This is a genomic window from Nocardia sp. CA-128927 (assembly GCF_050955855.1).
Lineage (GTDB): Bacteria > Actinomycetota > Actinomycetes > Mycobacteriales > Mycobacteriaceae > Nocardia.
The window spans coordinates 1569277-1583086 of sequence record NZ_CP192087.1 but is presented as its reverse complement, the minus strand read 5'-3'; the positions used below and the strand labels follow the sequence as shown (position 1 = coordinate 1583086).

General features: G+C 68.3%; 14 protein-coding genes and 1 tRNA gene. 4 read left to right on the top strand and 11 right to left on the bottom strand.

Annotation, left to right across the window (positions count from 1 at the left end):
- Positions 1-65: 65 nt before the first annotated feature.
- On the bottom strand, positions 66-437 hold the full coding sequence (locus ACQPW1_RS07365; protein ID WP_433661977.1) for a hypothetical protein: 372 nt from the start codon (positions 435-437) through the stop codon (positions 66-68).
- Between the two features lie 274 nt (positions 438-711).
- Between ACQPW1_RS07365 and ACQPW1_RS07360 the strand changes: the two genes are divergently transcribed.
- Together ACQPW1_RS07360 and ACQPW1_RS07355 are read left to right on the top strand one after the other, a co-directional pair.
- Positions 712-1299 carry an Rv0361 family membrane protein gene (locus tag ACQPW1_RS07360; protein WP_433661976.1) on the top strand — a complete coding sequence of 196 codons (588 nt, stop codon included), beginning with the start codon at positions 712-714 and terminating at the stop codon, positions 1297-1299.
- Positions 1300-1315: 16 nt separating this feature from the next.
- A complete protein-coding gene (locus ACQPW1_RS07355) occupies positions 1316-2725 on the top strand; it encodes a metallophosphoesterase (protein ID WP_433661975.1) in 1410 nt (469 codons plus the stop codon).
- A gap of 82 nt (positions 2726-2807) precedes the next feature.
- On the opposite strand, the gene ACQPW1_RS07350 is transcribed toward ACQPW1_RS07355, so the two are convergent.
- A tRNA-Cys gene (locus tag ACQPW1_RS07350) sits at positions 2808-2879 on the bottom strand.
- A gap of 138 nt (positions 2880-3017) precedes the next feature.
- On the opposite strand from ACQPW1_RS07350, the gene ACQPW1_RS07345 reads away from it, so the two are divergent.
- Together ACQPW1_RS07345 and ACQPW1_RS07340 are read left to right on the top strand one after the other, a co-directional pair.
- Positions 3018-3560 carry a MarR family winged helix-turn-helix transcriptional regulator gene (locus ACQPW1_RS07345; protein ID WP_433661974.1) on the top strand — a complete coding sequence of 181 codons (543 nt, stop codon included), beginning with the start codon at positions 3018-3020 and terminating at the stop codon, positions 3558-3560.
- A gap of 135 nt (positions 3561-3695) precedes the next feature.
- Positions 3696-4754, top strand: a complete 1059-nt coding sequence (locus tag ACQPW1_RS07340) for an Hsp70 family protein (protein WP_433661973.1) — start codon at positions 3696-3698, stop codon at positions 4752-4754.
- Positions 4755-4813: 59 nt separating this feature from the next.
- Here the strand turns inward: ACQPW1_RS07340 and ACQPW1_RS07335 are convergent, their stop codons facing one another.
- The 9 genes from ACQPW1_RS07335 to ACQPW1_RS07295 form a co-directional block, all read right to left on the bottom strand.
- Positions 4814-5641 (bottom strand): enoyl-CoA hydratase, encoded by an 828-nt coding sequence (locus ACQPW1_RS07335; protein ID WP_433661972.1) that lies wholly within the window; start codon positions 5639-5641, stop codon positions 4814-4816.
- Positions 5642-5758: 117 nt separating this feature from the next.
- Positions 5759-5947, bottom strand: a complete 189-nt coding sequence (locus ACQPW1_RS07330) for a DUF6374 family protein (RefSeq protein WP_364739452.1) — start codon at positions 5945-5947, stop codon at positions 5759-5761.
- Positions 5948-6019: 72 nt separating this feature from the next.
- On the bottom strand, positions 6020-6919 hold the full coding sequence (gene mmsB / locus ACQPW1_RS07325; RefSeq protein ID WP_433661971.1) for a 3-hydroxyisobutyrate dehydrogenase: 900 nt from the start codon (positions 6917-6919) through the stop codon (positions 6020-6022).
- A complete protein-coding gene (locus ACQPW1_RS07320; RefSeq protein ID WP_433661970.1) occupies positions 6912-7970 on the bottom strand; it encodes an enoyl-CoA hydratase/isomerase family protein in 1059 nt (352 codons plus the stop codon). The genes mmsB and ACQPW1_RS07320 overlap by 8 nt, the downstream gene beginning before the upstream one ends.
- 73 nt (positions 7971-8043) lie before the next feature.
- A complete protein-coding gene (locus tag ACQPW1_RS07315) occupies positions 8044-9183 on the bottom strand; it encodes an acyl-CoA dehydrogenase family protein (protein ID WP_433661969.1) in 1140 nt (379 codons plus the stop codon).
- 2 nt (positions 9184-9185) lie between these two features.
- Positions 9186-10685 (bottom strand): CoA-acylating methylmalonate-semialdehyde dehydrogenase, encoded by a 1500-nt coding sequence (locus tag ACQPW1_RS07310; protein WP_433661968.1) that lies wholly within the window; start codon positions 10683-10685, stop codon positions 9186-9188.
- 115 nt (positions 10686-10800) lie between these two features.
- Positions 10801-11745 (bottom strand): DUF2157 domain-containing protein, encoded by a 945-nt coding sequence (locus ACQPW1_RS07305; protein ID WP_433661967.1) that lies wholly within the window; start codon positions 11743-11745, stop codon positions 10801-10803.
- 267 nt (positions 11746-12012) lie between these two features.
- On the bottom strand, positions 12013-12963 hold the full coding sequence (locus tag ACQPW1_RS07300) for a hypothetical protein (protein ID WP_433661966.1): 951 nt from the start codon (positions 12961-12963) through the stop codon (positions 12013-12015).
- Between the two features lie 22 nt (positions 12964-12985).
- On the bottom strand, positions 12986-13801 hold the full coding sequence (locus ACQPW1_RS07295; protein ID WP_433661965.1) for a hypothetical protein: 816 nt from the start codon (positions 13799-13801) through the stop codon (positions 12986-12988).
- Between the last annotated feature and the right edge of the window lie 9 nt (positions 13802-13810).

The window sequence follows — 13810 nt, the reverse complement described above, 5'->3', positions numbered from 1 at the left end:
TCACCACAACGGTTCTCGCCCGAGCGGGACGGCTCGACGCCGTCGAGTCCCGCTCGGGAACTCGATCAGGCGCAGCTGACCTGGAAGGCCGCGGCCTGGGTGGCGGCGGGGATCACGTCCACCTTGACGGAGGTCGAGCTCTTCGGCTCACAACCGGAGGCCGACGTGAACTGCGCCAGGTAGCACCCGGGAGGCAGGTTCGTGGTGGCGCTGCCGTCCGGCCCGGTGGTCAGGGTCGCGAGCACCGGCCCCGCCGCACACGTGGTGACCCCGACTTGCACGCCCGCGACAGCGGACGACTCGGCACCGGTGGTCGCCGCCTGCACCCGCAGCGCGCCCTGCCCGGCGGGCACCGGGTCGGCCCCGGCGGTTCCCGCGCCCTGCGCGATCGCCAGCAACCCGACGCCGAGGACGGCCATGCCGATCAGCCTGCGCATTCGAATCTCCTTCTGCACGAACGAACGTGGGTGGTCGTCCGCACCCGGCAAATATAGTCCGCCTGCCGCGCTCGGCATCCGGACACGCGACGCCGACGCCATCCAGTTCAGCGAGCTCGGCATGTTCCGACGCGGCACGGCTTGTTCGACGCGCGCCGAGGGACATGCCCGAACCACCGGTCAGCGCTTCGGCCGAGGCCGGATTTCGCTCGCCTGAGCACGCGGTTGCCGTAACCTTCGAGGAAGCCGAGGGGGGCTGACGGAGGACGAGACGATGACTTATCCGCCGGGCGGGCAGCCGCCGCAAGGACCTGAGTATCCGCAGCAGCCCACCGAATATCCGCCGCCGACGGGCTACCCGCAGGCCGGTTATCCGCCGCCGCCTCCCGGCCGTCAGCCGTCGCGGAAGAGCAAGATCGGCCTGATCGTCGGGCTGGTGGCCGTGGTGCTGCTCGCGCTCGGCGGCGTGGTGGTGCTCGGCGCGGTGTTGACGGCACAGGGGAAGGGACCGCTCGCCTCCGACGGGAAGCGGATCGAGGTCGCCATCCACGACTTCTACGACACGCTGGAGTCCAAGGGATTCCGGGCCGCCGCGGCCAGGGCCTGCGCGGCGGATCGGGCCGAGTTCGACGCGCTGCCCGAGGAGCAGAAACAGGAGTTCGAGTCGGCGACGGTCGCGGTGAACATCGATAAGATCGAGAACATCGTGATCACCGGCGAAACCGCGACCGCGCACATCATCGGCAAACTCACCCTCGAAGTACCGGGTCAGGCACCCGATACCGACACCAGCACCACCGAACACCTGAAGAAGGAAGACGGTAAGTGGAAGGTCTGCTCCGCGAGCTCGGCCAAGAATTGACGCCACACCCGCGCGCATGAACGGTACGACGTGCTGCGGGCCGTCCCGGCGAACCGTGCTCGGCGCCATCGGTTTCGCGGCTCTGCTGCCGTTGGCGCGGCCGGGTTCGGCTCGGGCCCAACCGAATCCGCTGATCGCCACCGATCTGGAGGTGGTCACGATCACCGACCGATCGGTGATCGTGACCTGGACAACGGTGACGCCCGATCCCGCCGGACGCCTGGTACCGGTGGACGCCGACACGGAACTGCGCCTGGCTCCGGCAGATTCGGCTCGCGCGCCGGTTCCGATGCACGCAGACCCGCAGCCGACCCCGTTCCACTACGCCGAGATCGACGGCCTCGAACCCGGCCGCACCTATCGCTTCGAGGCCTGGTCCACCGGCGTACGCGCGATCCCCGCGCTCTCGCTGACCACGCTCAGCCCCGGAACACCCGAATGCACCGGCGAATTCACCACATTGGTGCCACCGCCCGGTCGACCATTGCAAACTCTCGCGCTCGCCAACGACGTGCACTACGGCGAAGAGGTGAGCGGTCTGCTGTTCGCCAACCTCCCACCCGGCGTCCGCCAGGACGTGCCGCCGTACCCCGAGGTGATGCTGGCCGCCCTCCTCGACGATCTGCGTCGCCCCGACCGCGGCGCCGACCGGCTGCTCGTCGCGGGCGACCTCACCAGCGAAGCGTCCCTTCAGGATTCGCGCGCCGTACGCGCGCAACTCGACGCGTGGGGCACGCTGGGCAGCGACTACCTCGTCGTGCGCGGCAACCACGATCGCCCCCACGCCGGCTCCGACTACGCGACCTGTCAGCCCGCCCCCGCCGACCACTACGACTGCTGGGCCGAGGCGTTCACCCCGCGCCAGCAACTGATCGAACACGAGTCCGGCGGCCTGCGCCTGCTCGGCCTGGACACCAGCGAACTCGACGGCTCCGGCGGCACCATCGAGCGCCCGCAATTCGACCTGCTCACCGAGCGACTGCGCGCCGACCCCGACCGCCCGACCCTGGTCTTCGGCCACCACCCCGTCACGATCGAATCGGGCCTGACCAATCTCGCGGGACCGGGATTCGTCCTCAACGGCCGCGACAGTGCCGAACTGCAAGCCCTGTACGACCGCTCCCCCGGCGTCTTCCTGCACCACAGCGGCCACACCCACCGCAATCGCCGCACCCGCCCCGACACCGCCTGCGCCGTCGAATTCCTGGAAGTCGCTGCGGTGAAGGAATATCCGGGCGGCTACAGCCTGCTCCGCCTGTACGAAGGCGGCTACATGCTCAACTTCTACAAGACCCGCACCGACGCCGCGCGCCGCTGGAGCGCGACCACCAGGTCCGAATACTTCGGCCTACTCCCGGATTACACCCTCGGCACCACCGCGGATCGCAATCACGTTGTGCTGCGCGATTTCTCGGGAATCGGCTGACCGCCTGCAGCCCGAGGTGCTCGGTTCGGCCGTATGCCGAACCGAGCGTTACCGCCTGAGGCGACCCTCGAACCCTTCATAGAGCGAGCGGCGGGAATTGAACCCGCGTAAACGGCTTTGCAGACCGTTGCCTCAACCACTCAGCCACGCCCGCCTCGCGATTGATATTGCCCTGCGCGGACTCCCGGACCCACCCTTGCGCTCACTCTGATTCGAAGCGGGCGACCGCACTGTGATCCGAAGCCGCCCGGATGTCCCCGAACCACGCCCACCCGCATGGAATGATCGGAACATGTCTCGGCCACGCCCACTTCCGCTCGACCCGATCGAGGAGGCCCATCGCCAATGGGTCGGCCACGGCTGGGGTGACGTGGCCGATGGCATGGCCGCGGTGACCTCACTGGTACGCGCCCAGCAAATCGTGATGGCCCGGGTGGACGAGGCACTGAAACCGACCGGTTTGACCTTCTCCCGGTACGAACTGCTCATGCTGCTGAGCTTCAGCAAGACCGGCGCGTTGCCGATGGCGAAGGCCAGCGCGCGGCTGCAGGTGCACCCCACCAGCGTGACCAATACCGTCGATCGACTCGAGGCGGCGAAGCTGGTCGAGCGAGTGCCGCATCCCACCGACCGACGTGCGACACTGATCGAGATAACCGACGCCGGAAGGGAATTGGTCGCGCAGGCCACCGAGGAGCTCAACACGAGAGTCTTCGCGCTGCCCGGCCTCGCACCCGATCGGCTGCACACGCTGCTGCAGTTACTGGCGGAATTCCGACACGCCGCAGGCGACTTCGACACCGGCGACGAACAGGCGCGCTGGTCCGCGACCTAGACCGAACCAGACATTCATACTGGTCGGTTCACTACACCCGCAGATTGACCATGGGGTAACGGTCCGGCATCCAACTAGCGAATTTCCCGGCCCGTTGTCTTGGCAGCGGGCACAAAAGGGTTCACCATGTAAACCATGGTGCTGGTCTTGGGGGTATCGGCGGGCGCTGGTGGCGCACGCGCGATGCTGACACATTCCGATCAGCCACACCTCCCCCCGATCGACCGCTGCCAGGTGCCCCGGCGGGCCGGCGGCGGGGTCGAGGAACCCGTCTTCGAGGCCATCCGCCAGATGCGCGGCGCCGCCGACCGACGCGACGAACTGGTCACCGGAACCGCCGTGACCTGCCGCTGCACCATGCACGCCGACGCCATCCGGACCATCGCGGGCCGCAACCGCCTCACCATCGTCGATGAGCCCCTCGCGCAGCTGCGCTATCTCCGGTTCACTGGACAACTGCCCGACGACGGCACGGTCCTGCTCTACGACCTCGGCACATCCGGCCTGACCATCACGCAGGCCGACTGCCGCAACGACACCATCCTGGCCGGCAAACGCAGCACGGTGCTCGGCGGCGACGGCTACGACGCGTTGCTGCGCTGGCAGCTCGCGCGCGGCGGCGTGCTCACCGACAAGCTGACCAGCCGCAAGCATCGCGAGGCGTTGAGCAGCGAGCGGGTGGTCACCGCGATCGACCCCATCTCCGGCGGCCGTGAGGTGGTCACCCGCAGTGACCTGGCGGAACTGTGCGCCGCGAGTATCCATCACTCGGCGTCGTTCGTGCGGCAGCTCATCGAGGAGAGCGGCGTGCAGCCCGAGGCGTTGGTGCTACTCGGCGGCTGCACCCGCAACCCGAGCATCCGCGACGAGCTCGCGGAGCTGATCGACCTGCCGATCATCTACGACCCGGAACCGGATTACGTCTCGGCCCGCGGCGCGGTGCTACTCGCGGCGGAACGCCACAGCGGCGATGTGCGGATGCCGCGCGCACGGGCGGGCGCGGCGCTGTCCGCGTCGCTGGTGCACGGCCCGGTCGACCGCCGCAAACTCATCGCCGCCGTCGCGGTGACCGCGGCGCTCGGCGCGACGATCGCGGGAATCCTTGCCATGGACAAGAGTTCGGCCGAACCGAGCCACGGCACCCCGTCGACGCCGGTGGAGATCGTCGGACCGTCGCCGTCACAGTTCGGCTAGCACGCCGAAATACCCGGCTAAGTGGATACGTATTCTGCTGGGGATTTCGCGCAGGCGGATCAGCGGTTGTTGAACTTCGCGGGACGCTTCTCCACGAAGGCGGCCATGCCTTCCTTCTGATCCTCGATCGCGAAGAGCGAATGGAACACCCGACGTTCGAAACGCAGGCCCTCGGCGAGGGTGGTCTCGAAGGAGCGGTTGACCGATTCCTTCGCAATCATGGTGACCGGCAACGACATCGACGCGATGGTGTCGGCGACCTCGAGCGCGGTGTCGAGCAGCTCGGCGGCGGGCACGATGCGCGAAACCAGTCCGGCGCGCTCGGCCTCCTCCGCGTCCATGTTGCGACCGGTGAGCACCAGGTCCATCGCCTTGGCCTTGCCGACCGCGCGGGTGAGCCGCTGCGAACCGCCGATGCCGGGGATGACGCCGAGCTTGATCTCCGGCTGGCCGAACTTCGCGGTGTCCGCCGCGATCAGGATGTCGCAGATCATGGCCAGCTCACAGCCGCCGCCGAGGGCGTATCCGGCCACCGCGGCGATGGTCGGCTTGCGGAACTGGGCGAGCCGGTCCCAGCGCGCGAAGTGGTCGTTCAGGAACATGTCCATGTACGACTGCGGCTGCATCTCCTTGATGTCGGCACCGGCCGCGAAGGCCCGCTCCGAACCGGTGATGACCACGGCGCCGACCTCGTCATCGCGCTCCAGCTCGTCGAGCGCGGCGATGACATCGTCGAGGACCTGGGCATTGAGTGCGTTGAGCGCCTTCGGGCGGTTCAGCGTGATCCAGCCGACCCGGCCCTTGCGCTCCAGCAGAATCGTCTCGAAGTCGGGCCCTCCCGTCGCCCGGCCACCGCCCCTCACGGAATCGCTTCGCGATGCAGTCATTATCAGGCACCTTCTCGGTAGGAGGTCAGGAATATCGGTGACGATACAGGAGGTAGGTTTACCGATTCTCCCACAACGCCCCGAAGGTATTCTGAAGTTGTTACAGCACAACGGAATTCACGCCCCGGACGGGCCGCGGTCGCTGGTCAATTCGGTATAGACCCGCAGCCCCTCGGCGATCTTTCCCGCGGCGTTCTCCAGCTGCTCGGGCGGCAGGTACTTGCCGAACGCGGCCGCGTCGAGCAGCTGGTCACGGACCTGTTCGAGGTTCATCCTGGCCCAGTCCTGGCGGGAAAGTGGAGACACGGCTCGAACAATACCTCGAGTCGAACGCATGTTCGAGACGTGTCATCAACTGAGCTTCAGCGCGTCGAACGGTCAGGCCTCCGCGCCGGGGCTGTCGCTTCGTTCCCGGATCTCGGTGACGATGGCCGAGAAGTCCCGCGCGCCGGACGCCTGGTTGAACCGGTTGTAGATCTCCGCCGCGAGCAGGCCGAGCTGGCCATCGATGCCGTTCTCGCGCAACGCGTTTGCCGCCAGACCCAGATCCTTGTTCATCAAGGCGGTCGCGAAACCCGGCTGGTAGTCGTTGTTGGCGGGGCTGGTCGGCACCGGCCCGGGGACCGGACAGTAGCTGGTCAGCGCCCAACTCTGGCCCGAGGCGGTGGAGACCACGTCGAAGAACGACTGGTGGGTCAGCCCGAGCTTCTCGCCGAGCACCAGGGCCTCGGACAGACCGATCATCGAGATGCCGAGCAGCATGTTGTTGCAGATCTTGGCGGCCTGGCCCACGCCGGACCCGCCGCAATGCACGACCTTGCCGCCCATGATCTCGAGCAGGGGCAGCGCGTCGGCGAAGTCCTCGGCACCGCCGCCGACCATGAAGGTCAGCGTGCCCGCGGCCGCGCCCGCGACGCCGCCGGACACCGGGGCATCCAGGGCGCGATGGCCCGCGCCGATGGCCAGGACCGCGGCCGACTTGGCGTCGGCGACATCGATGGTGGAGCAGTCGATGAACAGGGTGCCTGGCTTGGCGACCGGAAGCAGTTCGGCATACACGTCGAGGACGAGTTTTCCGTTGGGCAGCATGGTGATCACGACACCGGCGTCCGCCACCTCGACGGCCGTGCTCACCACGGTGGCGCCGTCCTTGATGGCCTGCTCCTGCGCGGCGGGCACCGGATCGTAGGCCAGCACTTCATATCCGGCCTTGACGAGGTTCGCCGCCATCGGCGCACCCATGTGGCCGAGTCCGAGGAATCCGATCTTCTCAGTCATTGCTCACCAAACCCAGTTCCTGATCGCCCAATTCGGCGAAGTATGCGTCGACCTGTGCGGTGGTGACCTCGGCGAGGGTCGCCGGTGACCACTGCGGATTGCGGTCCTTGTCGATAACCTGCGCGCGGATGCCTTCCACCAGGTCCGGCGAGGACAGCGCCGTGATGGAGACCCGATATTCCTCGTTCAGCACCGTCTCCAGGTTCGGCGCGGTGCGCGCCGAACGCAACGACCGTAGCGCGACCTTCAGCGCGACAGGCGATTTCGTCAGAATGTCGGCGGCCGCCTTGACCGCCTCCGGCGCATCGTGTGCCTGCAGGCGGGCGACGATCTCCTCGACGGTGTCCGCGCTGTAGCACGCGTCGATCCACTCCCGCTGAGCCAGCAAGCCGGATTGCGGTGCGTCCGTGGCGAATTTGGCGATCGCGACCTCGACCGTCTCGGTGCGCAGCGTCTCCAGCAACCCCGGCAGGTGTTCGGTGGCGACGAAGTAGTCGGCGAAACCGGCCGCGATGGCATCACCCGCGGTCATCCGGGCAGTGGTCAGCGCGACGTGCGTGCCGATCTCGCCCGGGCTGCGCGCGAGCAGGTAGGTGCCGCCGACATCCGGGACGAAGCCGATGCCGACCTCGGGCATGCCGATCTTGGACCGCTCGGTGACGATCCGGTGGCTGCCGTGCCCGGACAGCCCGACACCGCCGCCCATCACGATGCCGTCCATCACCACGAGGTAGGGCTTCGGGTAACGGCCGATCAGCGCGTTGAGCACGTACTCGTCCCGCCAGAAGCGGCCGGTGGACGAATCCGCGCCGGTGGCACCGCCGGTGGCGTCGGTGTGGATGGCGACGATGTCGCCGCCCGCGCACAGACCGCGCTCCCCCGCGCCGGTGACGACGACGGTACGCACCTCGTCGTCGTCCGCCCAGGCGCGCAGCGCATCGGTAATGGCAAGTGCCATCGGGTGATTCAGCGCGTTGATGGCCTTGGGCCGGTTCAACGTGATGAGCCCCAGCCCATTCTGTTTGTCGACCAGAACTTCCGCTTCGCTCATGACTGCGCCTCGCTGGCGCTCGGCTCCGTCATGCGCGAAGCGCGCTGGCACATGATTCGCTCACTTCGTTCGCTCATGCCGCTCCTACCACCGCGCGGGCGACGACCACCCGCATGATTTCGTTGGTGCCTTCGAGGATCTGGTGCACCCGCAGATCCCGGACGATCTTCTCCAGGCCGTATTCGGCCAGGTAACCGTAGCCGCCGTGCAGTTGCAGCGCCTTGTTCGCGACCTCGAAGCCCGCGTCGGTCGCGAATCGCTTTGCCATGGCGCACAACTCGACCTTGTCCGGCGCGTCGGCGTCGAGCGCCGCCGCGGCCCGCCACAGCAGGGTGCGGGCGGCCTCCAATTCGGTTCGCATATCGGCGAGTTGGAACCGCAGCGCCTCGTTCTTCAACAGCGGCTTGCCGAAGGCCTGCCGCTCCGCCAGATACGGCACCGTCTTGTCCAACGCCGCCTGCGCGCCGCCGACCGAGCAGGCGGCGATGTTCAACCGTCCGCCGTTGAGGCCGTTCATCGCGATGCGGAAGCCGTCGCCCTCGGCGCCGAGCAGGTTCGCCGCGGGCACCCTGGCGTCCTCGAAGATCACCTGCCGGGTGGGCTGGGCGTGCCAGCCCATCTTTCTCTCGTTGGCACCGAACGAGACTCCCGGTGTGTCGGCGGGCACGATAAACGCCGAGACGCCCCGCGCGCCCGCCGCTCCGGTGCGCGCCATCACCACGTACACGTCGGTCGCGCCCGCGCCGGAGATGAATTGCTTTGTGCCGTTGAAGATGTAGTCGTCGCCGTCGCGAACGGCCTTGGTGCTCAAGGCCGCCGCGTCCGAGCCTGCGCCGGGTTCGGTCAGCGCGTAACTGGCCAGCAGCTCCATCGATGTCAGCTTCGGCAGCCACCGACTGCGTTGCGCGGCATCGCCGTAGCTGTCGATCATCCAGGTCGCCATGTTGTGGATGGAGATGTAGGCGGCGATGGCCGGGCACCCGGTGGCGAGCTGCTCGAAGATGCGCACGGCGTCGAGCCTGCGCAGGCCCGAACCGCCTACGTCCTCCTGGACATAGATGCCGCCGAGGCCGAGCGGCCCCGCCTTGCGCAGCACGTCGACCGGAAAGTGTTTCTGCTCATCCCATTCCAGGGCGTTCGGGGCGAGGAACTCGTCGGCGAAGCCGCGCGCGGTGTCGCCGATCGCCTTCTCGTCTTCGTCGAGGATGAACATGGTCAGTCCATCGTCGGAATGACGAAGGCGTTGCTTTCCTTCATGCCGGAAGGCCAGCGCTGCGTGACGGTCTTGGTCTTGGTGTAGAAGCGGAACGAGTCCGGGCCGTGCTGGTTCAGGTCGCCGAAGCCGGAACGCTTCCAGCCGCCGAAGGTGTAGTACGCGATCGGCACCGGGATCGGGACGTTGATGCCGACCATGCCGACCTGCACGCGGGCGGCGAAATCACGGGCGGTGTCGCCGTCGCGGGTGAAGATCGCGACGCCGTTGCCGTATTCGTGCTCGTTGGCCAGGCGCAGGCCCTCCTCGTAATCCTTGGCGCGCACCACGGTCAGCACCGGGCCGAAGATCTCCTCTTTGTAGATCCGCATCTCCGGGGTGACCTTGTCGAAAAGCGTTGCGCCGACGAAGTATCCGTCCTCGCCACCGGGGACGGTCACGCCGCGACCGTCGATCACCAGCTCCGCCCCCTCGTCGATGCCGATCTGGACGTACTTGTTCACCCGGTCCACGCCGTCCTGGCCGACCAGCGGGCCGTAGTCGGCGCCGGGATCGTCGGAGCGGCCGATGTTGAGCTTCTCCACCCGCTCGGTGAGCTTGGCCAGCAGGCGATCCGCGGTCTCCTCGCCGACCGGAACGGCCACCGAGATGGCCATGCAGCGCTCGCCCGCGGAACCGTAACCGGCGCCGATCAATTGGTCGGCGACATCATCGAGGTCGGCGTCCGGCATCACGATCGCGTGGTTCTTCGCGCCGCCGAAGCACTGGGCGCGCTTGCCGTTCGCGGTCGCGGTCTCGTAGATGTACTGGGCGATCGGGGTGGAGCCGACGAAGCCGACGGCCTTGATCCTCGGGTCGTGCAGCAGTGCGTCGACGGCCACCTTGTCGCCGTTGACGACGTTGAACACACCGGGCGGCAGGCCCGCCTCGAGGAACAGTTCGGCCAGCCGCAGCGGCACCGACGGGTCGCGCTCGGATGGCTTGAGCACGAACGCGTTTCCGGTGGCCAGCGCCGGGCCCGCCTTCCACAGCGGGATCATGGCCGGGAAGTTGAACGGGGTGATGCCCGCGACGACGCCGAGCGGCTGGCGCATCGAGTAGACGTCGATGCCGGTGCCCGCGCTCTCGGTGTACTCGCCCTTGAGCAGGTGCGGGGCACCGACGGCGAACTCGATCACCTCGAGGCCGCGCTGGATGTCGCCCTTCGCGTCCGCGATGGTCTTGCCGTGCTCCGAAGAGAGCAGCGCCGCAAGCGAATCCATCTCGTCCTGCACCAGCGTCAGGAACTTCATGAGCACTCGCGCCCGCTTCTGCGGGTTGAACGCGGCCCACACCGGCTGCGCCGCTTCGGCATTGGCGATGACCGCCTCGACCTCGGCCGTGCTGGCCAGCGGCACGCGCGCCTGCACCTGGCCGAGATTCGGGTCGAAGACGTCACCGAAGTTGCCGGAGGCGCCCGCGACGTGTTGCCCGCCGATGAAGTGAGTGAGTTCGCGAACCATGCCAGTCCTGTTCTGGTAGCCGACCATGACACCGCAGCGCGGTATGCGGTCATCCTATAGTTGGACGTCCATGTAAATGTGAGGTGTGACTCATCCCACTTCCGTGCGGGGCAGGTCAGGCGGCCGGTTTCGGTGCCTTGGTGAGTAGGTACGCGCCGATCCCGAGCACCACGGCCCCGACTACCAGCACCGCCACCGCGGCGGCGAGGACGCTGTCGGTCCACTCGGTCACCGCCTGGCCGGTCGCGAGCGCGACCGCGAGTCCCCCGCCGACGACGAGCACCGTCGAGCGCTGCTGCGCGAACAGCGCGAAGCAGACGACGGCCACCAGCGCGCTGAGCAGGAACGCCCACGGCCCGCTGTCCGACTCGACGACGAGCGCACCGATCAGCGAGATGCCGACCGCGATCGCATACCCGAGCCAGGTCTCGACGAGGGCGCCGATCCGGCTGAGCGCGAACCAGATTCCGCCGACCACGAGCATGCTCAGTCCGATCCAGACCTCGCTGACCCCGAACAGGTCGTCGAGCAGCACCGGAACGGCCGCCGCGCTGAAGAAGCCGCAGGCGAGCATGCCGATCACCGACGGGACGGCGAGATAGCCGAGGACGGCGGCGATCAAACCCGCGACCGCCGCCCACGTCCCCGCATTGTCGGAGCCGTTGTCCAACGCGGTGCCCACCGTCCCGGCGACCGACCCGGCGGCCAGCGCGAGCAAAGCCGAGGCGAGCCGGACCCGGGAGCCGTGCGGGTCCTGGACAAACAGCTTGGACGGGCCGCCGACCACGGCGATCGCGCCGAGGGCAAGGCCGACCGATACCGCGATCAGCAGTGCCACTTGCGCACCGCGCGCGAGGTCGTCCCACGACGACCCGATCACCAGCGCGATGCCGCAGAACACCAGCCCGGCACCGATGTATGCGGCGATCTCGGCGAGGATCTTGCCGCGCGGCCGCGGCTCCTGCGCCGCGAGCGCGCCCATGACCGCCTCGAATTGCGCCTCGGTCAGCACACCCCGCTCGACCAGCTTCTGCACAGCCGCCCTCTGGTGTGTCGCCATGCGCTCATTATCTCCGCCTGAACCCCACCCAACCGGAGATCACCCGATCCGACGCGCCACCGCCGCGCACGTCCCATCACGCCGCGCACGATATCTACGGCGAATTCGTGCGCGCGGCAACACTATGTACGCGCGACGCCGAACAGCGCGGGACGTGTCGGCGCGGGCATCCGCGACACAGTGTCGGCTGCCGCGCACCTTCTGTTGGACCGCGCACGGAATGGCGGGTGGATTCGTGTGCGGGGTGACAGAAGGTGCGCGGGGATTTCAGGACTCGGGGCCGAGTTCCACCGTGGTGCCGGGGTGGGCGAGGGAGGCAACGGTGATGCGGCCGCCCTTGGCCTGGTCGATGATCTGGCCCTGCCAGGCGACGAAGCAGGAGGCGGCCTCGCTGTTGTAGGCGTTGGTGAGGATAGGAGCCAGCACCTTGGCGAGCTCGCCCTCGGCCGCGATCAGCTGACCACGGTACGGTCCGTAATAGGGCAGGATTGCTTGCAGGACAATGGCTTCTACGCCCTGAACTTGGGTGATGAACGGGTCGATCGCAGGCTGGTACTGCGCCAGGATCGGGGCGATCTCGGCCAGCACCGGACCCGCGAGCTGCAGGATGGGCTGGTAGACCGAGCCGAGCGCGAAGGCTTCCGAGGAGAACGGGCCCGCCAGTGGCGCCAGCCCGATCAGCGAGGCGAGACCGCCCTGCTGCTTCGGTGCGGGCCAGCCGATCGGGCACGCGGGCTGCGCCGCGAGCGGGGCGGCGGCGAACGGATTGGCACCGCCCGCACCGCCGAGCGGAACGGAGCTGTTCGGCGCACCGCCACCGAGTGGGACCGAGCTGTTCGGCGCGCCCGCACCCAAGGGCGCAGAACCGCTGGGCGCACCGGCATTCGGAGCGCCCGCACCCGGGTTGATGGCGACAACGGCGGGGGCACCGCCCGAGCCGAGTGGCACCGAGGCGGCAGGTGCCGGACCGCCGGGTGCGGGTGCCGGTGCGGCGGCAACGGGCGCGGGCGGCGCCGCCGGGGTCTCGGCCGGAGCCGCGGGCACGGCGGGCCGGGCCGCGGCGGCGGGCTGCTCCTGGGTGATCACCACGCTGGTGACGTCGTCGTCCTGGCGCACCGTCAACGCGGTGACCGCGACGGCGCTGCCGATGACCGTCAGCGCGGCCACCGCGCGGATGGCACTGGCGAGCGCAGGCCGGGTCGTCGTGCGAGAACTCATCGGACCGTACTCCTTCTGATGTCTATTTGACCGGGGCCGCAGGCGAATTCGGCGCGGCCTCGGCTGGTTCGAATAAGCCCTCCAGGTGCCAGACGCCGGTGAAGCCGTTGAACGGCCCGCCGACGATGAGGCTGGTCCACTGCAGGGTGAACTTGCGGGTCTTCGAGTCGTAAGTGCCGGTGGCCGAAGGACCTTGGGCGGCATCGGGGGCGGGCTTGTCGAACCATTGCTTGGCGACCCAGTCCCACACCTTCTGCACCTGTTCGGCGCCCGCCACCTGTGCGTCCTGCTTCTCCGGCGGCTTCGGCGCGCCCTGGTTGAACTCCTGGTCGTTCCAGGAGGCCGCCCAGGACGACACGTCGGCGGTCAACTTGCCGCCGTCATTCGTCACCGCGGGCGGCGGGACGCGCCGCTGGGTCTGCGGGTCCACCGGATTGGTGGAGATGCCGAACTCGACGGCGAAGAACTTGGTCGGCTTGGTGATCGATGCGGACAGCGAATTCCCTTGCGCGAAACCGGGGTTCGGTTCGCTCTGGTATCCGCCGATGCGCAGGCCGCCCGCCGTGCCCGGCTCGAGCAAGGTGGTCGACCCACCCTGTGCGGGGGAATCGCCGTTGGGCATGTAGGGGCCCTTCTCCGGCGTGCCGCCCGGCTGCACCATCCGGAACCAGGTACCGGCGACGCTGTCGCCGGACACCGAACCCGGTGTGATGCGCAGCAATCCGACCAGCGGCTCCGGTCCGGTCGAGGCGGGTGTGTGATCGCCGCTGGAACATCCGGACACCACCAGCGCCAGTGTGGCCACAACTGTCGCCGCGATCATCTTTCGCGCACTCATACCGGTTCC